The organism is Variovorax sp. V213 (assembly GCF_041154455.1).
Lineage (GTDB): Bacteria > Pseudomonadota > Gammaproteobacteria > Burkholderiales > Burkholderiaceae_C > Variovorax.
In genome coordinates this window covers 404,164-425,000 of the sequence record NZ_AP028664.1, presented here as the reverse complement: position 1 = coordinate 425,000, position 20,837 = coordinate 404,164, and the positions used below count along the sequence as shown (strand labels likewise).

Below are 20,837 nucleotides of genomic sequence, written 5' to 3'. Positions count from 1 at the left end.
CAAGGGGAGCGTGGTCACCGTCACCCATGACCGCAGCTTCCTGAACCGGGTCGCCACCCGTATCGTGGAGCTGGACCGGGGCAAACTGGGTTCCTATCCGGGCAACTTCGAGCAGTACCTCTTGCAGAAGGAAGAGCAGCTCGCCCAGGAAGCCGTCATCAGCGCCAAGGCCGACAAGCTCCTTGCCCAGGAAGAGATCTGGATCCGCAAGGGTGTGGAAGCGCGCCGCACGCGCAGCCAGAGCCGCATCAGCCGGCTCGAAGCCCTGCGGGCGAGCCGCACGGCGCGCCGGGAGGTGCAAGGCAGCGTCAACATGGACGTCGCCTCGGGCCAGTCGAGCGGCAAGATCGTGGCCGAGCTCACGGATGCGACCAAGTCGTTCGGCGAAAAAACCGTCATCCGCAAATTCACCGGCACCATCCTGCGCGGTGACAAGGTCGGCCTGCTGGGCCCCAACGGCGCGGGCAAGACCACGCTGCTCAAGCTCATTTTGGGCGAACTCGAACCGGACAGCGGCAAGATCCGCCGCGGCACCAACCTGCAGGTGGCCTATTTCGACCAGATGCGCGACAAGCTCGACCTGGACGCCACGCTGGAAGACTTCATCAGCCCGGGCAGCGAATGGATCGAGATCGGCAGCCAGCGCAAGCACGTGAAGAGCTATCTCTCCGACTTTCTCTTTTCCCCCGCGCGCGCCAACTCTCCGGTGCGCTCGCTCAGCGGCGGCGAGCGCAACCGGCTGCTGCTGGCCCGCCTGTTCGCGCGTCCGGCCAATGTGCTGGTGCTGGACGAACCGACCAACGACCTGGACATCGACACCCTCGAACTGCTGGAAGGCCTGCTGCAGGACTACGACGGGACCGTTTTCCTGGTCAGCCACGACCGGACCTTCCTGGACAACGTGGTGACCAGCACGATCGCGTTCGAAGGCGACGGCCATTGGCGCGAATACGAAGGCAGCGTGCAGGACTGGCTGATCCAGTCGAAGCGCGCCCGCGAGATCGCGGAACAACGGCAAGCCGCCAGCCCTCCGCCGCCAGCGCCGGCTCCGGCACCTGCCGCGGCCGAATCCGCAGCCGCCCGTCCCGCGGCCGCGCGCAAGAAGCTCAGCTACAAGGAACAGCGCGAACTCGAGGCGCTTCCGGCGCAGATCGAAGCGCTGGAAGCCGAGCAGAAGCGCATCACCGAAGTGCTCGAGCTCGACGGCGGGGCGATCTACGCCACCGACGCTTCGCGCGCGGCCGAGCTGAGCCAGCGCCACGCCCAGATCGACGACGAATTGCTGGCCGCCCTGGAACGCCAGGAGGAATTGTCCGCCGGGCGTTAGTGCATTAGTTCTGCATCGGGCTGTGCCGTCGTCCCACGCGCAAATGGCTCCGACTAAGCTATATATGCGGCTTCAAAGCTCCGGGAACGCCGCATGTCTTCCATCCACGCGCTCTTCGGCCGGTCCGTTGCGCTCCTGGCCATTGTCCTGCAGGGCGCTTGCGCGCAGCTGCCCGAGCACGTCGACCGGCCGGTGTCGGTCGCAATTCCCTCGCCCAGCGGCACCGCCCTGGAGTCATTGGTCCAGCAGCGGCGCAAAGCCGACGCGGCGCGGTTCGAGTCCGGGTTTCTGCTGCTTGGCGGCCCCCCCGCCGCCTACGGCAGCCGGCTCGCGTTGATCGAAGGCGCCCAGAAAACGCTCGACCTGCAGTACTACGCAATCCACGCCGACGCCAGCACCGGCCGGCTGTTGCGGGGAATCCGGGACGCGGCCGGGCGCGGCGTGCGCGTGCGGATCCTGCTCGACGATCTTCACAGCACCGGCCGCGACGCGCTGGTGCTGAACCTGGCTTTCGTGCCCAACATCGAGATGAGGCTGTTCAACCCGCTTGCCGGCGCGCGCGGCTCTTCGTTCGCACGCATCTTCAACTCGATCGGCGACGCCTCGCGGATCCAGCAGCGGATGCACAACAAGCTCTTTCTCGCCGACAACGTGCTCGGCGTGACCGGCGGCCGGAACCTGGGCGATGCCTACTTCGGCAATGCACTGAAGGGCAACTTCATCGATCTGGACATCCTGGCGGCCGGCCCGATCGTGCAGGACCTGTCGCGCAGTTTCGACAGCTACTGGAACAACGAGCGCGCCTACCCCGTGCAGTCGCTGCTCAAGCGCGAAGAGCTGAAGGCCATCCGCGAACGTGCGGAACAGGCCGACCGGGAACTGGCCGATGAATCGGCCCGGGCCCTGAATGCGCCGCCGACAGCCCAGACGCCGGCGCCCGCGGAAGGCGAAGCGAAGCCCGGCGGCCCCCCAACGGCGGCGCAGCTGGCCCGCGCGTGGGACGAAAAACCCCTGGATCTGCGCACCGCCCGCTTCGTCTGGGCGCCCGCGGTGATGCTCGCCGACCAGCCCGGCAAGATTCCCGCCGACAAGGGGCCGAACCAGGCGAAGGCACCGGGCCTGGTGGTGAGCCAGCCCAACGACAGGGCCAATCCGTCGCGACGGGCCGCATTGCTCGAGGCCAGTTCCGACTTCGCCGCCGGCAGCGACACGGTGGTGGAAGGCCTGTTGCAACTGATCGGACAGGCGAACAGCGACCTGCTCATCATCTCGCCCTATTTCGTACCCGGGCCGGACATGAAGCAAGCCTTTGCGGCGGCCCGGGGCCGGGGGGTTCGCATCCGCGTGCTGACCAACTCGCTGGCGTCGAACGACGCGCCGGTGGCGCATGTCGGCTATTCGCGGCATCGCGAGGACCTGCTCAAGATCGGCGTCGAACTTTATGAACTGCGCAGCGAGCAGGCCAGTGTCAGCAACGCCTTCGGCTCCTCGGGCAACGGAAGCGTCGGCGAATCGCGCTCCATGCTGCACTCGAAGGTGCTGGTGATGGACGGCCGGCTGCTGGTGGTCGGCTCAATGAACCTCGACCTGCGTTCGCAACTGCAGAACACCGAGCTCGCCCTGCTGGTGCGAAGCGCCGAACTCTCCCGCTCGGCGTCCGAGCAAATCGAACGCGGCATGCGCGAAGGCTCGTGGCGCGTCGAGCTGAACGACGGTTCGCTGGTCTGGCGCGCGCCCGAAGGCAGCGGATTGAAGGACACATCCACGGAGCCCGACGCCAGCCTGACCCTGCGCCTGATGCTCAAGCTGTTCGGCCCGCTGGCGCCGGACCAGCTGCTGTAGCCAGGCGCTCCCGATACCTCCCGGTCAGTGCTTGTGCTGATGGGCCGGCGCGGCGGTGTCCACGCCTTCCGGTGCGCCCACCGGCAGCGCCAGGTCGAGCGAGGTTTTCTGGCCCTTTGCGTCTTCGAACCTGAGCGTCATCGGCACGGTCGAACCCTTGGCCAGCGCCTGCTTCAGGTCCATCATCATCACGTGATAGCCGCCCGGCTTGAGCTCGACGGTCTGGCCCGCGGGCAGGTCGAGGCCGCCCGTCAGCTCGCGCATCTTCATGGTGTCGCCTTCCATTTTCATCTCGTGCACCTCGGCCACGCCGGCGGCCGGCGTCGAGATGCCGACCAGCCTGGCGCCCGTGGGCGCGGTGAGCTTCATGAAGGCGCCGGTGCCGCTCTGGCCCGGTACCGATTGGCGCACCCAGGCATCGCGCACGTCGACCGTGGCCACGCCCTGCGCTACCACGTCGAGCCTGGCGGCAGGGGTCTTGAGCCCGGCGGTCGAGTTGCCCGACGCCGGCACCTCGGCCCAGTCGATGCGGCCCACGTCGCAGGTCTGCAGCACCTTGAACCACAGCGGCCCCGGCGTGCCGGGCACCTTGCCGCGCAGCACGAATTCGGCGCGTTCGCTGGCAGGCAGCGCCGTTTGCGGGCTTTCCGCGGTCCAGCGCACTTCGCCGTCGCCGACATTCTTCTGCACGTCGAGCTTCCAACCCTTGCGCGCCTGCGCGTCGCTCAGGATGAAGCCCTTGGGCAGGCGGACGGCCAGGCCGGTGGTGGCCTTGGCGCCTTCGCAGGCATGGCCCACGCGGAAGGCGGCGTCGTAGTCGCTGCCGACGGTGACGCCGCCGCGCGGCAGGGTGACGTGGGCGAACGAGGTTGCGGCGCTCGCCAGCATGGCGCATGCGGCAACGGACTTGAGGGTGATGCGCGGATGGTTCATCTGGAACTCCTTGAAGAAAGCGGTGAAAAGAGAGAGAAGGTCAGAGGTCGAACTTGAGTTCGGCCACGTAGGTGCGTTGCGTGTAGGGATGGAAGGCCCAGTACTTGTTGTTGTTCAGGTTGTCGATGCCCACGGCGGCACTCCATTGCCGGTCGATGCGATAGCGTATGCGCGCATCGACCACGAAGAACTTCGAAAAGCCCGTATACGCAGCGCCGCTCGTGTCGCTGTTGTCCAGCGTGCCGTATTGCCTGCCGCTGTAGCGCGCGCCGACCGTGTAGCTCCATCTCGCGTCGGGCCGGTAAGTGGCGAGCAGCGTGGCCCGCACCTTCGGAATGCGCGGCTGTTCATGGCCTACGCTGCCGGGAAAGCCGCTGCTAGCGGCGATCTTCGATCGCGTCAGCGTGAGGCTGCCGCTCAAGTCCAGCCCCTTGACACCTGCGTCGACCGCGTTCAGCGCCACCTCGAGCCCCCGCGTGCGGATGGCATCGATGTTCTGCACCGTGTTCACGAGATTGCTGAGTGCCTGGCTGTAGAGCGCGTCCTTGGTGTTTTCGAAGAAGAGCGTGGTGCGCAGGACGCCGTCGAGCCCCCATGTTTTCAGATCGCGCTCGGCGCTGAGCTCCGTGGTCCACGAACGCTCCGGCCGCAAATCCGGATTCGTGTTGACGATGCGGTTGCCGTCGATCGAGCCCTGGTAGAGCTCGCTCACGGTCGGCATGCGCACCGCGCGGCCGGTCGAGGCCTTGAACAGCCAATCCTGCGTAGCCTGCCAGGCGATGGCCGCCTTGGGCGAGTCGTAGCTGTTCTTGCGCGGCGCAAAGTCGAGCAACCTGGTCGCGCTACCGAGCTGGCCGCCATAGGCCTCCCATCGCTCGTGGCGCAGGCCCAGCGTGGTCTTCCAGTTCCTGGCAAAGCGCCAGGTGTCCTGCACGTAGAGCGACTGGAGCCGCGTGTTGCCGTTGAAGGCCGAAAACGGCGTCACCGCCGGCCCGTCGGTCCAGTCGAGCGTGTTGCCGACGCTGGTGCGCAGGCGCGCCGTGTCCTGCTGGAAGCCGAAGTCGACCACGTGCGCGCCCACCCCCTCGGCCGAGCCGGTGGGCCGCCACGTACCAGCCGCCTTGAAGGTGTGCCAGCCCGAGCCGCCCATGTCGGTCGTGCGCCCGGGGCCGCCGTTGAAGGCGCCGGGCAATGGCGTGGTCGGCGTGCGCGAGGTGTCCCTCGAATAATCGAACAGGCTCGCGGCCACCTCCCAGTCGAACACGCCGCCGGTGTGGCTCTTCACCGAGAGGCCGTGCATATAGTGCGTGAGCGCGGTCTCCGTCGGCGCCAGCGCGGCGCTCGGCGAATCGAGGTTGTAGATGCGCCCGGCGATATTCACCCGCCCCGAATACACCGGCCGGCCGAGGCCATCGCGCAGGTAGGTGTCGACGCTGCCATGCGTGGTGTTGTTCCACGCGCCCAGCGTGTAGGTGGCGCGAACGGTGGGCGAAAAGTCGTAGGCCACCTTCAGCTTGGCCTGCTCCTGCGTGGTGTCGTAGAGGGTGGAGCCGCCCACCAGCCACCAGGGTTGGTTCGAAGGGTTCAGCCCCAGCACCGCGCCGGTGACCGGCGTGCCCGCATTGCCCACGGTGCCGGCGCTCACCAGCCGGTTGCCGAACACCAGCGCCTGCCCCTTGCTGTGGGTGCGAGAGGCACTGAGCCACCACGACCAGTCGCCGCTGCGGCTGCCCAGCGACAGGTCGAGCTGCTGGCCCGCGGGCGACGAGTGGCTGTTGTACAGGTCGAAGTTCGAGGCAAAGCCGCTGAGCTTGACGTGCGCTTCAAGCTTCGTCGGCATGCGCGTCACATAGTCGACCACGGCGCCGACCGAGTTGCCCGGGTAGGCAGCCGAAAACGGCCCGTAAAGCACGTCGACCCGTTCGATCTCTTCGGGCGACACCATGCCCCAGCGCGGCGCGTAGGTGGCGCCGTTGCCCAGCGGGTTCGACAGCATGATGCCGTCGGCATACACCATTGAGCGAGCGCTGTTGCCCGTGCCCGAGGCGCGCGTGGCAAGCACCGCGTGGTTGAAATCGCCGATGTAGCGCTTGCGCACCACCAGGCTGGGCAGGTACTTGAGCGCGTCTTCGCTGTCGGTCGCGTTCACCGTTTCGGCGATCTGCTCGTGCGTCACGCCCTCGACGGTGGTCGGAATCTGCGTCGGCAGGGAGGTCGGGCGGCCGTCACTGACGGTGACGGTACTCAAGGTGCGCGCGCCGCTGCCGTCTTCGGACGGGTCGGGCGCGTTTTGTGCCCACACGGGGGCGCCAAGGGGAAATGCCATGGCGATCGCCAAGGCGCGGGAGTGCTTTTTCACAGTGAACCTGCTCCACGAACTTCAAGCCGGACAGGCCGCAGCGCCCCTCGGATCGGGGCGCGCGCGGCTACGGTTTTGGCAGTTTCAGGAGAAGGCCGGGGGTCCGCGCGCCGGCAGCGGCGCGGCGGTGGCCGCGGCAAGTCGCGCGGCGGGAATGGACTGGAGCACGCGGCCCAGCGGCAAGGGAAGATCGAAGGCCGCGGCGGCCGGCGACGGAGGCGGTGCCCCGGTCAGCAGGCACAGCGGGCAGTCCATGTGCGAGGTGCCCACTTCCTGCACGCCGTCATCGGTCTGCACCACCGCCTTGATCGAACCGGCGCTCGAGCACACCAGTTCCATGGCCTGCGGGTGCACGACGGGCGACGCCACCGCCACGCCAAGCGAGAGCATGAACCACAGCAGCGCCCATCGGCCGACGAGGCCGAGGAAGCGGGGGTGGTTTCGCATCAGGTGCATGGCGAAGGAGATTATCGGCGCTGTTTGCCCTTGGGTGCCGGCGTACTGCGCTGCGCCGGCTTGGCATTGCCGCCGCTCCTGGCGGCGGAACCCTTGGCAGCCCCATTGCTCCTGCTTCCCTGAACGCCGCGGGCGCCTTTGGCATTGCGGCCGCCGCGCGCGGCCGCCTTGGGCGCAGGCTCCGCCGGCACCGCGACCGGCGGCTGCGCAGACAGCGGCACCGCCGAGACGGTGAATCCACGCGCCGCCAGCAGCGCGGGCAGTCCCTCCGGCCCGACCATGTGCAACGCGCCCACGGCGGCGAAGACGCGCTTGCCGCTCGCATGCATGCGCTCGATGCCGTCCGCCAGCCCGGGATTGCGGTCGTCGAGCAGGCGCTTCATCAGCCGCCGCTCGGCCGGTGTGTTGAGGCAGTTGCACCACTCGGGGTAGCGGCTCAGCTTGTCGGTGTCGCCGCGGGCCCAGATGTCGGCCAGCTCTTTCATCTGAGTGCGCAGCTGGCCCGATTCCAGTTCGTCGAGGGCGGCATCGATCTGCTCCGCCTCCTCGGCTTCTGAATCGCCGGTCAGCATCTTCAGTTGCGCGGCGGCGCTTTCCAGCGCGAACACCGGCTTGCCGTTATTGCGCGCAGATACGGCCAGCGCTTCGTCCGCGCCGAACTCCGGGTACAGGCCGTCGATGCGTGCCACCAGGCCGGTCAGCGCCATCACCTGCAGGATCGGTTGCAGGCCGGCCGTGGTCTCGGGCGACACGCAGGCCGCCTCTCTCTGGCGAGCCAGACGCTGCGCGCGCTCGCCGCTGAGCAGCCGCGCCACCACGGCCGGATCGGCCGGCTGGGTCAGGGCGCGCATCGCGGCCTGGTCGCGCGTGTCGAGTTCGAGCGCCAGCGCGTCGCTCTGCTCCAGCGCCTTCTGCACGGTGGGTCCGGGCCGCACCCATTCGGCACGGCCGAGATGAATGGTTCCATAGAGCCAGGCGGTCCGGCCGTCCCTGTCGGCGCGCCACAGCAGGCCGCGGTCGGCGGCGTTCCATTGGCCCACAGCGGCACCCGGTTTTCCCAGGCTGGCAATGGCCGACGGGGGGCAGGCGGCATGCGCCGCCAGGGCAAGAACAGAACAGACGCCAGCCAGCGCGAGGCGCGGCAGGCGTGAAAAAAGCGAGGGGCGCAAAGGCGCCTTCGAATCGGTATTGCGCCATGGCGCAATCAGGGCCCGGAGTATCCGCAAGGCTTGCTCCACGATGAAAGAAAGTCCGGCATTCTCACAGCACCGCTGCCCATAATCCGGAACCATGCAGAGCATCTTCCATCTTGCCTTTCACGTCCGCGATCTCGAAGCGGCTCGCGGCTTCTATGGCAACGTCCTCGGCTGCGCCGAAGGCCGCAGTACCGACACCTGGGTCGATTTCGACTTCTTCGGCCACCAGATCTCGCTGCATCTGGGCGAACCGTTCGCCACCACGCGCACCGGGCGGGTGGGCGACACGATGGTGCCGATGCCTCATTTCGGCATCGTGCTCGCACTCCCTGACTGGGAAGCGCTCGCCCAGCGGCTGAAGGCTGCGAACACGGACTTCGTGCTTGCCCCGCAGGTGCGCTTCGAAGGCCAGCCGGGCGAGCAATGGACCATGTTCTTCTGCGACCCGTTCGGCAACCCCATCGAGGTCAAGGGCTTTCGCTCCCTGGCGGCTCTCTACGACAAATGAACCTCCTGCGCCGGGCCGCCCCCAGCCGGCTCGCAGCTTTTGCGCGAGCTCGCGTCGTCGCGCCTCGCATTGCAGCGGCCGCGCTCTGTTTTTTTGCGGCCGGCGCCGCTCACGCCGCGCTCGACTGCGAGCTCAACGGCCGCAGCATCAACCTTTCGGACGCCAGCAGCATCGCGGGCAAGACAGGGCTCGTGCGCTGCAAGGAACGCGAAACCGGTGAAATCCAGCGCGAGCAGCAACTGCAGAACGGGGTCTTCATGGGTCTTGCGCGCTTCTACGAAAAAGGCAAGCTGGCCAAGGAGCACGCCCTCAACGCCAACGGCAACATCCACGGCCTTGCGCGCGAGTTCGCGCCCAACGGGCAGGTCGTGCGCGAGGCCGTCTACGACGACGGCCGCGAGCGCGGGCTGGTGCGCAGCTTCTATCCCAGCGGCCAACTGCGCCGCGTCACCTTCTATCCCGATGTCGGAACCGACCGTGCCTTCGTCGAGTTCACCGAGCGCGGCCAGATGTCGGCACTGCGCTGCGCCGAAAAGCCGATGCTCGCGCCGGCGGCAGACGACGCGGGGCTGTGCGGGTTCACTGGCGGGCCATCGCAAGTCGAGCTTTTCGATGAGCGCGGCATCTTGCGCTCGCGGCTCTCGTACCTGGCGGGCAAGCGCGTGCGGTCGCAGAACTTCTACGACAACGGCAAGCCCTCGGTACAGGACGAGATCGTCGGCACCCAGCGCACCGAACGCCAGTTTTCATCCGAAGGCGTGAAGCGCCGCGAAACGGTCTGGCGGATGCTCGAGCGCAGCGCAGTGCGGCAACGCGAGCAGGAGTTCTCCGAAAAGGGCGCGCTCATCCGCGACCAGCGCTGGAACCTTGCAGGCGAACCCATCAGCGACGACAGCTATTACCTCAATGGCCAGCTTCGCAGCAAGTCCGTCTACCGCGGTGCCGGCGATTCGCGTACGGTCGAGATCACCGAGTATTACGACAGCGGCCAGCGCGCCGCTCACGGCCGCTTCCTGGTCGTGGGCCGCGGCCGGCAAGTGCCCATTGGCAAGCACCAGCGCTTCAGCGAGAAGGGAACGCTGCTGGCGGAATCGAGTTTCGATGCCAAGGGCCGCGTGACCCGCGAGCGCAGCTGGGACGAGAGCGGCGTGCTGGAGCGAGACGACCAGGTCTTCGACGAGAAGAAATAGCCCGCTCCCAGCCTCGCGCCCTTCAGTCCAGCTTGACGCCGGCCTGCTTGATGATGGGGCCCCAGCGCTGCGATTCGGCACGCGACAGCGCCGCGAACTGCGCCGGCGTGCCGGGCATCGCTTCCATCCCGAAATCGTCGAAGCGCTTCTGCACGGCCGGCGTGCCGAACGCGCGGTTCAGGTCGCCGTTGAGCTTGGCCACCACCGCGAGCGGGAGGCCGGCCGGGCCGAGCACGCCCTGGAACGCGAACACCTCGGTATTGGGTACCCCTACTTCCGTCAGCGTCGGCACGTTGGGCAGCAGCTTGCTGCGGGCGCCCGAGCCGATGGCGAGCACGCGGACCTTGTTGGCCTGCATGATCGACAGGCCCGAGGCCAGGTCGAGGAACATGCACGGCACCTGGCCGCCCATGACGTCGGCCATCGCGGGCGCCGCGCCGCGGTACGGGATGTGGGTAATGAAGGTACCGGTGCGCACCTTGAACATTTCCATCGCCAGGTGGTGCGGCGAGCCGTTGCCCGGCGAGGCGTAGTTGACCTTGCCCGGATTGGCCTTCACGTAGGCCAGGAACTCCTTGAAGTTCTTGGCCGGGAAATCAGGGTGGACCACCAGCGCGAGCGGAAACTTGCCGATGGCGCCGATGTAGGTGAAGTCTTTCTCGGGATTGAACGGCAGCTTGGTGAACAGGTGCTCGTTGAAGGCCAGCACGGCGTTGTCCGCCGACAGCACGGTGTAGCCGTCGGGTTTGCTCTTGGCGACCAGGTCGGCGCCGATGTTGGTGGAGGCGCCGGGGCGGTTGTCGACGACGATCTGCTGGCCCAGCGTCTGGCGCATGGCCTCGGCCAGCGTGCGCGCGATCACGTCGGTGCCGCCGCCTGCGGGATACGGCACCACCCACTTGATCATCTGCGAGGGATAGTCCTGCGCGCGTGCGAAGGGCGTGGCGGCCACGGCGGCGCCCGAAGCGAGCGTGGCAAGAAGTGTGCGGCGGTTCATGTCAATCAGTCTCCGGTTTGTAGTAATTCTGCTGCGGACAGCGATGGTACGGGCAGCGCATGCAGCGCATCGGCCAGCGCGCGGCGGCAGCGTGCCTCGTCGCCGACCTGCTCGAACAGCAGCAGCGCGAGCCGCGCGAGAAACAGCGATTCGCGCTCGGCGCCGGCTTCGCTGATGGCGCGCGCGCAGTCGGCATAGAGACGGTCTCGCGCGTCGGGGTGAAGCGATGTCGTCATGCGGCAAACTCCTTGGTTGCAACGGCGGCGCGCGCCAGCGCGTCCAACAACGCGCCACGCGGCAGGCGCTGCCAGCGCGCGGCCACATGTCCATCCGGTCGCAGCAGATAGACGGCCCCATCGGTTGCACCCAACGCCTCGAACACGGACAGGCCGGCATGCGCATCCGCACCCTCGACGCCCGGGCTCGCGATGGTTCGAACCGCGAACGGCACGGCACCGCGGCAGGCTTGGGCCACCTCGTCGCCCGGCAGCGGGACGGCATCGGCTTTCGGCTGCAGCACCAGCAAGGTGAAGACCGGGCCGATCCAGTCGGTCAGATGGCCTTGCTCGAGCTGCTGCTCGGCCACGACCTCGCCGGGCAGCGGCCCCGCCGGCAGCGCATCGCCTTCACTGGACAGCGCCGAATCCTCGTAGCGCACAGCCTGCGTCTGGCGAGGATTGATCAGTTGAGCAATGCCGCGATGCGATTCCGACAACGAAAGCGCGGCCTCGCGCAGCAGATCGAAGCCGCGCGAAGGCGGCGACATGAACTCGGTGCTGCGCATCGCGTTCTCGGCATTCACGTGAAAAGCCGCGATGCGTTCTTGCGAGTATGAATCGAGCAGCGCCGGGTCCGACAGGCCGCGCGCCACGAAGGCCAGCTTCCAGGCCAGGTTGTCCGCGTCGTCGAAGCCCGAATTGAGGCCGCGCACGCCGAAGATCGGCATGGCGTGCGCCGCATTGCCGGCGAAGAGAACGCGGCCGTGCCGATAGCTCTCGAGCGTCATCGCGCCCGCGCGGTAGACCGAGGTCCACACCGTCTTCCAAGGCAGGTGGCCTTCGCCGATGGCATCGAGATGGCGCTGCACGAACTCGGCCACCGCGGCCGGCTGCAGCGCCTCCTCGGTGCTTTGCCCCGCGCGCAGCTGGTAGTCGATGCGCCAGATGTCGTCGGGCTGGCGGTGCATCAGCACGGTCGAGCCCGGGTTCCACGGCGGATCGAACCACGCGCGGCGCTCGGTCGGGTGCTCGCTGTGCAGCTCGATGTCGATGATCACGTAGCGGCCTTCGTAGCCCGTGCCCTCGAGCGCGAGCCCCAGCGCCTTGCGCACGAAGCTCTGGCCACCGTCGCATGCCGCGAGCCACTGGCCCTGAAGCCGATAGGCGCCCTCGGGGTTGCGCACGTCGAGGGTCACGCCGTCTTCATCCTGCGCGATGGCGGTGAGCTCGGTGCCCCAGCGGATGTCGATGAGCCCCGGCGCCCTTTCGTTGCGGCGGAAGATCTCTTCCAGCAGGTACTGCTCGATGTAGTACTGCTCGAGGTTGATCATCGGCGGCAGCTTCTGGTGCTCGTCGTGCGGCATCTCGAACCGAAAAACCTCGGACGTCCTGTAGAAGCTGCGACCGCCGGTCCACGGCAGCCCCTTGGCCATGAAGGCAGGCAGCACGCCGAGCCGTTCCATGATCTCGAGGCTGCGGCGCGAGATGCAGGCCGCGCGGCTGCCCACGCACACCGTGTCGTCGGCTTCGAGAATCACGCAGCGCACGCCCTGGTTCGCAAGCCCCAGCGCGAGCGCCATCCCGACAGGTCCGCCGCCCGCGATCACCACAGGGTGCCGGCCGGGCTCCACGCCGCCATGTTCCAGCGGCGGGGTCCAGGGCTTGTAGCGCGTGTAGTGAAAGGCGCCGACGGAGGGGGGCAGTTCGTTGGCACTGGCCATTGGCGGCACGGGGCCTGTCGCGGCATCGGCGGCGCGCGTGCCGGGTGCCACCGCGGCGACCGCAATGGTGGGGTTCGTCATGCAGCGGGATTGTCCCGATGTGCGGCGCCGGCCACTGTCATAACTTCGTACGAAGTAATTACCCTTGGCTTATCTGCTCCCATGAGACGCTGGCGCATTCACCCCGCCGCAGGCACCGTGTTGTCCGCGGCCATCGTCGGCGACGTGCTGGCGGGTGTCGCCACGCCGCATCTGGCGGCCAGCTGTCTCGCGGCCATGCACCGCGCGATGCCCGTGACCTTCTGCACCGTGTTCGCGGTCGATGCCACCGGCCGCATCGAGGCGGTGTCGGCCGCCAGCAGCTACGGCAGCACGGCCGAACGCACGACCGAGCGCTACGTGGCGCAGCGCTTCGACCTGCTCGATCCCAACATGACATGGCTCGCGTCGCGCAAGCTGCCCAAGCGCCCACAACTCTGGCTGGGCCACCAGCGCGCCGACGAGGTGGCCGACCCCGCCTATCGTGCGGCCTGCTATGGCGACGTGGGCATTCGCGAACGTGCCTCGGTGCTGCTGCTGACGCCGGCTGGCCAGCGCGTGGCGGTGAGCTTCTACCGCAGCCTTGCGCAGCCCGAATTCGATGCCGCCGACTTCGCGAAGATCGAAGGCCACGCCACGCTGCTGGCCGATGCCACTCTGGCCCATGGCCGCAGCGCGATGGGCGCGCGCGAAGCGGTGGCGCCCGCCCTCGCCTCGCGCCTGATGACCCTGAGCCTGCGCGAACGCGAGGTCATCGGCCACCTGCTGGCCGGCAAAACCGCCAAGCAGGTGGCGCGCGCCGTGGGCATCGAGCTGACCACGGTGCGTACCCACCAGTACCGGGCGTTCCGCCGGCTGGGGATACGCACGCAGAAGGAACTGCTGCTGCGCGCGACAGAGGAAACGCCGTAGCCCGCTGCTCTACTTGGCGGCGTCCAGGCGCTTTTGCATGCGCGCCGAACGCTCGGCCGATGGCGGATGCGAACTCATGAGCGAGCTGCCGGTGGCGCCGCCGTTGAGCTTCGCGAGCTTGTCGAACGCGCTGACCAGCCCCTTGCGCTCGAGCTTGCGTTCAGTGAGCAGGTCGAAGGAATAGTTGTCGGCCGCGCTTTCGTTCGCTTGCGAGAACTGCGCGTTGACGAACTTCTCGCCCAGGTCGCCGGCTTGCGACTGCGACAGCTGGGCCACCACGCCACCGGCGGCGCCGGCCAGACCGCGAACGGCCGAGGCGGCGTAGGCCGTCTGCATGCGCGACTTCGAATGGCCCAGCGCCACGTGGCCGATCTCGTGGCCGATGACGCCGCGCAGCTCGTCGTCGTTCATCAGGTCCATGAGGCCGCTGTACACGCGGATGCAGCCGTTGGCCATGGCCCAGGCATTCACGTCCTTGGTCATGTAGACCTTGTAGTTGGCGGTCTTGCCGTTCACGGTGGTTGGCATCTGCTTGATGACCTGGTTCAGGCGCGTGGCGTAGCGGCTGCTGGCCGGCGCGATCTGGTTCTTCTGGTCCATGGCGGCGCACGACTGGTCGGACATCGTGGCGATCTCTCCGTCGCTCAGCGACATGGCCTTGAAGGCCGAGCCGCCCGCCTGGGTGAGCGCGCCGGTATCGGCGTTCTTCATGGTTTCGCAGCCGACGAGGGCGAAGGCCGCAACGACGGCGGCGGCAATAGGCAAATAACGCATTGGAAACTCCCGTTTTTCTTGGTTTGAATGGCGACCGCGGAGGCAGCCGCCGAACGCACTGCCGCTCGCGAATGATTCCGAGTCGCGGCAGCGGGAGGATCATAGCCATGGCGGGCGCGATGCCCGCGAAGCGCGGCGGCTTCAGTCTTCGCCGTCTTCCTCGGCCTGCGGATTCACCAGCGACACCGGCGCCACCTTGGGCCGTCCGCTGGTCGCCACGATCTCCTGGTCGATCGCACCGAACAGCGAGCGGCCGTCCAGGCCCTTCATCTCGATGCGGATCGTGTCGCCGAACTTCATGAATTCAGTGACGGGCTCGCCGCCCTGGATGGTCTCGATGCAGCGCCTCTCCGCGATGCACGAGTAGCCCTTGGGCCAGTCCATCTGGCCATTCCTTTCCACGCCCTTGTTGCTCACGGTGCCGCTGCCGACAATGCTGCCGGCGCGCACGTTGCGCGTCTTCGCGATGTGGGCGATGAGCTGGCCGAAGTGAAAGGTCATCTCGGGCCCGGCGTCGCACATGCCGACCTTGCGGCCGTTCCAGCTGCTTTGCAGCGTGAGGTGCACGCGGCCGTCCTGCCAGGCTTCGCCGATCTCGTCGAGCGTCACGGCCACGGGGCTGAAGGCCGTGGCCGGTTTGCTCTGGAAGAAACCGAAACCCTTGGCCAGCTCGGCCGGAATCAGGTTGCGCAGGCTCACGTCGTTGGCCAGCATCACCAGGCGGATGCCGTCGAGGGCCTGGTCAGGCGTGGCGCCCATCTTCACGTCGCCGGTGATCACCGCGATCTCGGCCTCGAAGTCGATGCCCATGGCTTCACTGGGCACGACCACGTCGTCGGTCGGACCGAGGAAGTCGTCGCTGCCGCCCTGGTACATCAACGGGTCGGTGTAGAAGCTCTCGGGCACCTCGGCGTTGCGCGCCTTGCGCACCAGCTCGACGTGGTTCAGGTAGGCCGAGCCGTCGGCCCACTGGTAGGCGCGCGGCAGGGGCGCCATGCACATCGAGGGGTCGAAGGGGAAGGAATGGCGCGCGCGGCCCGTGTTGACGGCGTTGTACAGGTCCTGCAACTGCGGGCTCATGAAGCCCCAGTCGTCCAGCACCTGCTGCAGCCGGCTCGCGATGCCGGTGGCGTAGTGGGCGAGCGTGAGGTCGCGCGAGACGACGACGAGCTGGCCGTCGCGCGAGCCGTCCTTCAGGGTGGCGAGTTTCATGATGGCAAATGCGTGATGAAGGACACGGCGCGAACACGAGAGCCGGCGCCGCGCCCACTAAACTGGTTGAACGGGCGGCAGTGTACCGAGGTGCTCTTGGTGAACCTCCGCGCTGGCGCCCACTCCACCTCCCCATGCCGACGCTCGTCGCCCCCCTGCCGCCGTCCACCGTCCCTCCCGGCCGCCCCTCGTGGCGGGCGCTGGCCGGGTTGACGCTGGCGGTGGCGCTGGTCCATGTGCTGCTGCTGGGGCTGGCGCCGACCGCCATGGGGCCTGAGCCCTCGCCGCTCGCGAACAAGTTCATTACCCGGACCATCGTGATCGCACCGCCGGCTGCGGAAAAACCGGCTGCCGCGGCGCCCCCCGCCCAAGCCAAACCACCGCCATCCGCAAAACCGCGGCGGCCGCGCGAGCCGTCCAGGCCCAAGCCGGCGTCGGCACCGGCGCAGACGCCGACGCCCCAGGTTTCGGAACAGAACCCGCCGGAAACGCCCGATCTCATGGCACAGAATGCTACCGATTCAGGAGCAACAGCTCCTGAGCCGGCGGCAAGCGCCCCGACAGGCGTTGCACTGGGCGGCGGGGGCAGCACGGCGAACACCGGCATGGAGAACGGCACGCCCGGCGAGTCGGCGGGCGCGGCTTCCGCCACGGCGGGCAACGTGGTCGGACCTGAAGCTTTGCGCATTCCGGGCTCCGTGAAACTGGCCTTCGCGGTCACGGGCCAGCAGGGCGCCTCGCCGATGCAGGGCGTTTTCGGCGACCTGGTGTGGCTGCAGGACGGCAGCAGCTACGACGCCCGGCTGTCGCTCAAATTCCTGTTCAGGACCATTCGCAGCCAGCACAGCACCGGCCAGATCGGCGCCACCGGCATCGAACCGGCGCGCTTCTCCGAGAGCCGCAAGGGCGAGGTGGCCTCGCACTTCCTGCGCGACCAGGGAAAGGTGATGTTCAGTAACAACGCGCCGAGCGTGCCCCTGCTTCCGGGCGCGCAAGACCGGCTCAGCGTGGTGATGCAGCTGGGCGGCATGCTGGCCGGCGATCCGGCCCGCTATCCGGCCGGCAGCCGCATTTCCGTCCAGACGGTCGGGCCGCGCGATGCGGGCGTCTGGGTGTTCAACATCGAAGGCGAAGAGCAGATGACGGTGCCGGCCGGTGATTACGCGGTGCGCAAGCTCACGCGCAACCCGCGGCGCGAGTTCGACGACAAAGTCGAAATCTGGCTCGCGCCGGCAATGGGGTACCTACCCGTACGGATGAAACTGACACAGCCCAACGGCGATTTCGCCGACATGCAGTTGCGCGAAACCCTTCCCGCGGGTCCGGCCAGCTGAGCGTACAAATCAAGTAAAGAAACACCGTTGTGACAGCGATGCGACAACCCTTCTTGAAACTGGCGCGTTGATTGCTATCTAAGCCTCATGAACGCTATCGACATCCTCACAGGCCCCGCAATGAACATGCTCTATGACTCGGAGTCCTTCGTCGTCGTGCACGTGCAGCCGAACGAAAGTGATACACCCGCGCAACCCAATGTGCCGGTTCTGGAACGCCACGGCTTCGAGATCGTCGACAAGCGTTCTGGCAAGGAGGTCTACCTCGACGGTTCCTGGGCCGAACTGTTCCAGCAGCAGATTGCCGCCTGGCAGCTCAACACGCCAACGCAGGAAGAGGTCGAAGACACGCTCGAGGGCTATGCCGAACTGGCCCACACGCCGGTGCTCGTGCACTGAAATACGCCCGCCGATCGCAAAAAGCGCCCAATGGGCGCTTTTTTTGTGTCTTTTTCAGGCCCAGGCGTTCATTTGCGCCCGTAGACCCACCGGTACATCGGCCCCACCAGCAGCAGCACCGCCACCAGCCGGCACACCTGGAAAGCCGTCACTACCGGCACGCCGAGCTGCAGCACCTTGGCGGTGATCGACATTTCCGCAATGCCGCCGGGCGAGGTGGCCAGGGTCATCGTGGCCGGATGCAGCCCCGTCGCCCAGGCCAGCAGCCACGCCACGGCGCCACACAACAGCAGCATGCCGAAGGTGCCCAGGGCGACCGATCCCAGCCAGCGCGGCGCCGTGTGCAAGAACTCGCGGCTGAAGCGCACGCCCAGGCTCACCGCGATCACCAGCTGGGCCGCGTTCGACATCCACGTGGGCACCGCCGACAGCGACTGGCCCGCGATGGTGAAGCCCATGGCCACCAGCAGCGGCCCGATGAACCATGGGTTGGTGCGCTTCAGCGCGCGCATCGCCAGGCCGCCGACACCCGTGGCCAGCGCCAGCAGCAGGAGCCCGCCCGCATTGACTTCGCGCGCGCCTGGCGGGTTGATTTCCAGCCCGTGCAGCCCGCTCCACTGCATCGCGAACGGAATGGCGATGGTCACCACCACCAGGCGCAGGCTGTGCGCTGCAGCCACCAAGTCGGTGCGCGCGCCGGCCGATTCGGACAGCAGCGTCATCTCGGAGGCACCGCCGATGGCACCGGCAAAGTAAGTCGTCGCTCTCATGGATCTTGCCGGCACGTGCAGCATGCGCCTGGCGTGCAGCCCGTGCAGCCAGCGCCCGAAGCCCCAGCCGAGCAGCAAGGCCCAGGCAATGGCAAGCGCAATGGCCCACCAGACACCGGCCACCAGCGCAACCACCTGCGGCGTGAAGTAGAGGCCCAGCGCGGTGCCGATGGCCCACTGGCCGGCATTGCGCAGCGGCGTGTAGCTGGCGGTGGGCGCACCCGCGATCGAGGCCAGCGACACCGCGAGCAGCGGGCCGATCATCCACGGCAGGGGCGTGCGCAGGGCGAGGCAAAGCGCCGCCGCGGCGAGTGCCAGCAACAGCGTGGCCAGCACGCGAACCAGAAAGCGGAAAGACACCACAGGAAAAAGCGGAAAAGGACGGCACGGCGTGCGAGTGCCAACGCATAGTATGGCGCGATGCGATGCCAACCTTCCCCCGCGCGGGCCACCCGTTTGCCCTTGTCCTCGTTCGCGGTCGTTGCCGCAGCCATTGCGATTGCGTCGCTGGCGGGCTGTACCGCCTTCCTCGACGGCCCCAATGCGCCGGTGGCGCGCCGCGCCGCGGCGCTGCTGCCTGCGGACGCGCTGATCCTGGGCGAGCAGCACGACGCCGCCGAGCACCACGCGATCGAGCGCGAAACCGTCGAAGCACTGGCAAGCCAGGGCAAGCTGGCCGCGCTGCTGCTCGAAATGGCCGAGGAAGGCAACAACACCGCCCGCCTGGACACCGCAGCCACCGATGCACAGGTACAGGCCGCGCTCGGATGGAACGACAAGGCATGGCCCTGGAAAAGCTATGGCCCGGTGGTGATGGCCGCGGTGCGCGCCGGTGTGCCGGTCATCGGCGCCAATCTGCCGCGCGCGCGAATGAAGAACGCCATGACCGACGTCTCGCTCGACGTGCAGCTCAACGGCGAGGCATACACCGCGCAGCAGGACGCCGTGCGCGAAGGCCATTGCAAGCTGCTGCCCGAGCCCCAGATCGTGCCGATGACCCGCATCCAGGTGGGGCGCGACCGCGCCATGGCGCAGGCCATCGTCAAGGCGCGCCAGCCGGGCAAGACGGTGCTGCTGATCAGCGGCGCCGGCCACGCGACCAAGGTGCTGGGCGTGCCGCAGCACCTGCCGACGGATGTGTCCGTGAAAGCCGTGCGGCTGCAGGCCGGCGAATCACCGGACGAGGACGAAGACAACAAGGGCGCCTACGACGCCGTCTGGCGCACGCCCGCGATGCCGCCGAAGGACTATTGCGCAGACATCGTCAAGCGAACTTCCTGATCGAATCCGCCAGCGTGTTGACCAGCGTGTCGATGTGCTGCTTCTCCACGATGTAGGGCGGCGCAATCACCAGCACATCGCCCGCGGGCCGCACCAGCGCGCCCTTGTGGAAGCAGTCCAAGAAGATGTCGTAGGCGCGCTTGCCCGGCGTGCCCGCGATGGGCGCGAGTTCCACCGCCGCGGCAAGGCCGAGGCTGCGGATGCTGATCACGTTCGGCAGGCCCTTGAAGGTGCTGTGGAACGCATCGCCCAGCACCTTGCCCATTTCGCCGGCCCGGGCAAACAGCTTTTCCTCCTTGAACAGGTCGAGCGTGGCGATGGCCGCGGCGCAGGCCACCGGGTGGCCCGAGTAGGTGTAGCCGTGGAAGAACTCGACCACGTGCTCGGGCGCGTCGGTCTTCATCATCGCGTCGTACAGCTTGTCGCGGCAGATCACGCCGCCGAGCGGAATCACGCCGTTGGTCACGCACTTGGCGAAATTCAGCATGTCGGGCACCACGCCGAAGTAGTCCGACGCAAAGTTGGTGCCCATGCGGCCAAAACCGGTAATGACCTCGTCGAAGATCAAGAGGATGCCGTGCTTGTCGCAGATGGCGCGCAGCTTCTGCAGGTAGCCCTTGGGCGGCAGGTACCAACCGGCCGAACCGGCCACCGGCTCGACGATGATCGCTGCGATGTTGCTCGGGTCGTGCAGCGGCAGGATGCGGGTCTCGAGCTCGACCAGCGGGTCCTCGGCCCACACCGGCTCCTCGTTGTGGATGTAGGCATGGTTCACCGGGTCGTGGATGAAGCGCATGTGGTCCACGCGCGGCAAAAAGGCCGAGCCGAACACCTTGCGGTTGCCCGGAATGCCGCCCACCGACATGCCGCCGAAGCCCACGCCGTGGTAGCCCTTCTCGCGGCCGATGAACACGTTGCGGTGACCCTCGCCGCGCGCGCGGTGGTAGGCCAGCGCCACCTTCATCGAGGTGTCGGCCGCTTCCGAACCCGAATTGCAGAACAGCACCTTGTTGAGGTCGCCCGGCGCCATCGAGGCGATCATCTCGGCCGCCTTGAAGGCCTTGTCGTTGCTGACCTGGAAGGCGGTGGCGTAGTCGAGCGTGTCGAGCTGCTTCTTGATCGCCTCGTTGATCGGCTTGCGGTTGTGGCCCGCCCCCACGCACCAGAGCGACGAGATGCCGTCGACCACCTTCTTGCCGTCGTGCGTGGTGAACTCCATGCCGTCGGCCGCCACGAAGACGCGCGGGTCTTTCTGGAAGTGGCGGTTGGGGGTGAAGGGCAACCACTGGTTGCCCATGTTGAAGTCCTGATAAGCCATGATTGCTCCTGCTTAACGCGCACCAAAAAACGGCATTCTGGCACCCCTGCG

General features: G+C 67.5%; 19 protein-coding genes (1 of these 19 running past the window's edge). 8 read left to right on the top strand and 11 right to left on the bottom strand.

Annotated features, from left to right (window positions below; genetic code table 11):
• Both ACAM55_RS02130 and ACAM55_RS02125 read left to right on the top strand, forming a co-directional pair.
• Nucleotides 1–1,327, top strand: the 3' portion of a protein-coding gene (locus ACAM55_RS02130) for an ATP-binding cassette domain-containing protein (protein ID WP_369654460.1). It extends 575 nt beyond the left edge of the window; 1,327 of the gene's 1,902 nt are visible here — the last part of the coding sequence; its start codon lies beyond the left edge, outside the window; its stop codon occupies nucleotides 1,325–1,327.
• A gap of 93 nt (nucleotides 1,328–1,420) precedes the next feature.
• The gene (locus ACAM55_RS02125; protein WP_369654459.1) at nucleotides 1,421–3,169 is read left to right on the top strand and encodes a phospholipase D family protein; all 1,749 of its coding nucleotides are present in this window, start codon (nucleotides 1,421–1,423) and stop codon (nucleotides 3,167–3,169) included.
• A gap of 24 nt (nucleotides 3,170–3,193) precedes the next feature.
• Here ACAM55_RS02125 and ACAM55_RS02120 read toward each other — a convergent pair whose 3' ends face one another.
• The 4 genes from ACAM55_RS02120 to ACAM55_RS02105 form a co-directional block, all read right to left on the bottom strand.
• Nucleotides 3,194–4,102 carry a copper chaperone PCu(A)C gene (locus ACAM55_RS02120; protein WP_369654458.1) on the bottom strand — a complete coding sequence of 303 codons (909 nt, stop codon included), beginning with the start codon at nucleotides 4,100–4,102 and terminating at the stop codon, nucleotides 3,194–3,196.
• A 40-nt stretch (nucleotides 4,103–4,142) separates the two neighbouring features.
• The gene (locus tag ACAM55_RS02115) at nucleotides 4,143–6,428 is read right to left on the bottom strand and encodes a TonB-dependent receptor (RefSeq protein WP_369654457.1); all 2,286 of its coding nucleotides are present in this window, start codon (nucleotides 6,426–6,428) and stop codon (nucleotides 4,143–4,145) included.
• A 117-nt stretch (nucleotides 6,429–6,545) separates the two neighbouring features.
• Nucleotides 6,546–6,917 carry a DUF2946 family protein gene (locus tag ACAM55_RS02110; RefSeq protein WP_369654456.1) on the bottom strand — a complete coding sequence of 124 codons (372 nt, stop codon included), beginning with the start codon at nucleotides 6,915–6,917 and terminating at the stop codon, nucleotides 6,546–6,548.
• An 11-nt stretch (nucleotides 6,918–6,928) separates the two neighbouring features.
• A complete protein-coding gene (locus ACAM55_RS02105) occupies nucleotides 6,929–8,143 on the bottom strand; it encodes a TraB/GumN family protein (RefSeq protein ID WP_369654455.1) in 1,215 nt (404 codons plus the stop codon).
• 64 nt (nucleotides 8,144–8,207) lie between these two features.
• On the opposite strand from ACAM55_RS02105, the gene ACAM55_RS02100 reads away from it, so the two are divergent.
• Together ACAM55_RS02100 and ACAM55_RS02095 are read left to right on the top strand one after the other, a co-directional pair.
• Nucleotides 8,208–8,621, top strand: coding sequence for a VOC family protein (locus ACAM55_RS02100; protein ID WP_369654454.1), 414 nt, complete (start codon nucleotides 8,208–8,210; stop codon nucleotides 8,619–8,621).
• Nucleotides 8,618–9,811, top strand: a complete 1,194-nt coding sequence (locus tag ACAM55_RS02095) for a toxin-antitoxin system YwqK family antitoxin (RefSeq protein ID WP_369654453.1) — start codon at nucleotides 8,618–8,620, stop codon at nucleotides 9,809–9,811. The genes ACAM55_RS02100 and ACAM55_RS02095 overlap by 4 nt, the downstream gene beginning before the upstream one ends.
• Before the next feature lie 22 nt (nucleotides 9,812–9,833).
• Here the strand turns inward: ACAM55_RS02095 and ACAM55_RS02090 are convergent, their stop codons facing one another.
• The 3 genes from ACAM55_RS02090 to ACAM55_RS02080 are packed head-to-tail and all read right to left on the bottom strand — an operon-like array spanning nucleotide 9,834 to nucleotide 12,828.
• Nucleotides 9,834–10,808, bottom strand: coding sequence for a Bug family tripartite tricarboxylate transporter substrate binding protein (locus tag ACAM55_RS02090; RefSeq protein ID WP_369654452.1), 975 nt, complete (start codon nucleotides 10,806–10,808; stop codon nucleotides 9,834–9,836).
• A gap of 5 nt (nucleotides 10,809–10,813) precedes the next feature.
• On the bottom strand, nucleotides 10,814–11,044 hold the full coding sequence (locus ACAM55_RS02085) for a hypothetical protein (RefSeq protein ID WP_369654451.1): 231 nt from the start codon (nucleotides 11,042–11,044) through the stop codon (nucleotides 10,814–10,816).
• Complete coding sequence (locus tag ACAM55_RS02080; RefSeq protein ID WP_369654450.1) at nucleotides 11,041–12,828, bottom strand: FAD-dependent monooxygenase; 1,788 nt, start codon at nucleotides 12,826–12,828, stop codon at nucleotides 11,041–11,043. The genes ACAM55_RS02085 and ACAM55_RS02080 overlap by 4 nt, the downstream gene beginning before the upstream one ends.
• A gap of 81 nt (nucleotides 12,829–12,909) precedes the next feature.
• Here ACAM55_RS02080 and ACAM55_RS02075 point away from each other — a divergent pair, with 81 nt between their 5' ends.
• The gene (locus tag ACAM55_RS02075) at nucleotides 12,910–13,698 is read left to right on the top strand and encodes a response regulator transcription factor (RefSeq protein WP_369654449.1); all 789 of its coding nucleotides are present in this window, start codon (nucleotides 12,910–12,912) and stop codon (nucleotides 13,696–13,698) included.
• A 9-nt stretch (nucleotides 13,699–13,707) separates the two neighbouring features.
• Here the strand turns inward: ACAM55_RS02075 and ACAM55_RS02070 are convergent, their stop codons facing one another.
• Nucleotides 13,708–14,472 (bottom strand): M48 family metallopeptidase, encoded by a 765-nt coding sequence (locus tag ACAM55_RS02070; protein WP_369654448.1) that lies wholly within the window; start codon nucleotides 14,470–14,472, stop codon nucleotides 13,708–13,710.
• A 141-nt stretch (nucleotides 14,473–14,613) separates the two neighbouring features.
• Nucleotides 14,614–15,684, bottom strand: a complete 1,071-nt coding sequence (locus tag ACAM55_RS02065; protein WP_369654447.1) for a fumarylacetoacetate hydrolase family protein — start codon at nucleotides 15,682–15,684, stop codon at nucleotides 14,614–14,616.
• Between the two features lie 134 nt (nucleotides 15,685–15,818).
• Here ACAM55_RS02065 and ACAM55_RS02060 point away from each other — a divergent pair, with 134 nt between their 5' ends.
• Nucleotides 15,819–17,018, top strand: coding sequence for a DUF3108 domain-containing protein (locus tag ACAM55_RS02060; protein ID WP_369654446.1), 1,200 nt, complete (start codon nucleotides 15,819–15,821; stop codon nucleotides 17,016–17,018).
• 87 nt (nucleotides 17,019–17,105) lie between these two features.
• The gene (locus ACAM55_RS02055) at nucleotides 17,106–17,417 is read left to right on the top strand and encodes a DUF3567 domain-containing protein (protein WP_093017097.1); all 312 of its coding nucleotides are present in this window, start codon (nucleotides 17,106–17,108) and stop codon (nucleotides 17,415–17,417) included.
• Between the two features lie 68 nt (nucleotides 17,418–17,485).
• Here the strand turns inward: ACAM55_RS02055 and ACAM55_RS02050 are convergent, their stop codons facing one another.
• On the bottom strand, nucleotides 17,486–18,547 hold the full coding sequence (locus ACAM55_RS02050) for an AbrB family transcriptional regulator (RefSeq protein WP_369654445.1): 1,062 nt from the start codon (nucleotides 18,545–18,547) through the stop codon (nucleotides 17,486–17,488).
• 60 nt (nucleotides 18,548–18,607) lie between these two features.
• Between ACAM55_RS02050 and ACAM55_RS02045 the strand changes: the two genes are divergently transcribed.
• Entirely contained in the window at nucleotides 18,608–19,468 is an 861-nt protein-coding gene (locus ACAM55_RS02045; RefSeq protein WP_369654444.1) for a ChaN family lipoprotein, read from the top strand.
• Here the strand turns inward: ACAM55_RS02045 and ACAM55_RS02040 are convergent.
• A complete protein-coding gene (locus tag ACAM55_RS02040; RefSeq protein ID WP_369654443.1) occupies nucleotides 19,452–20,786 on the bottom strand; it encodes an aminotransferase class III-fold pyridoxal phosphate-dependent enzyme in 1,335 nt (444 codons plus the stop codon). The two genes, ACAM55_RS02045 and ACAM55_RS02040, sit on opposite strands and share 17 nt — an antisense overlap.
• Between the last annotated feature and the right edge of the window lie 51 nt (nucleotides 20,787–20,837).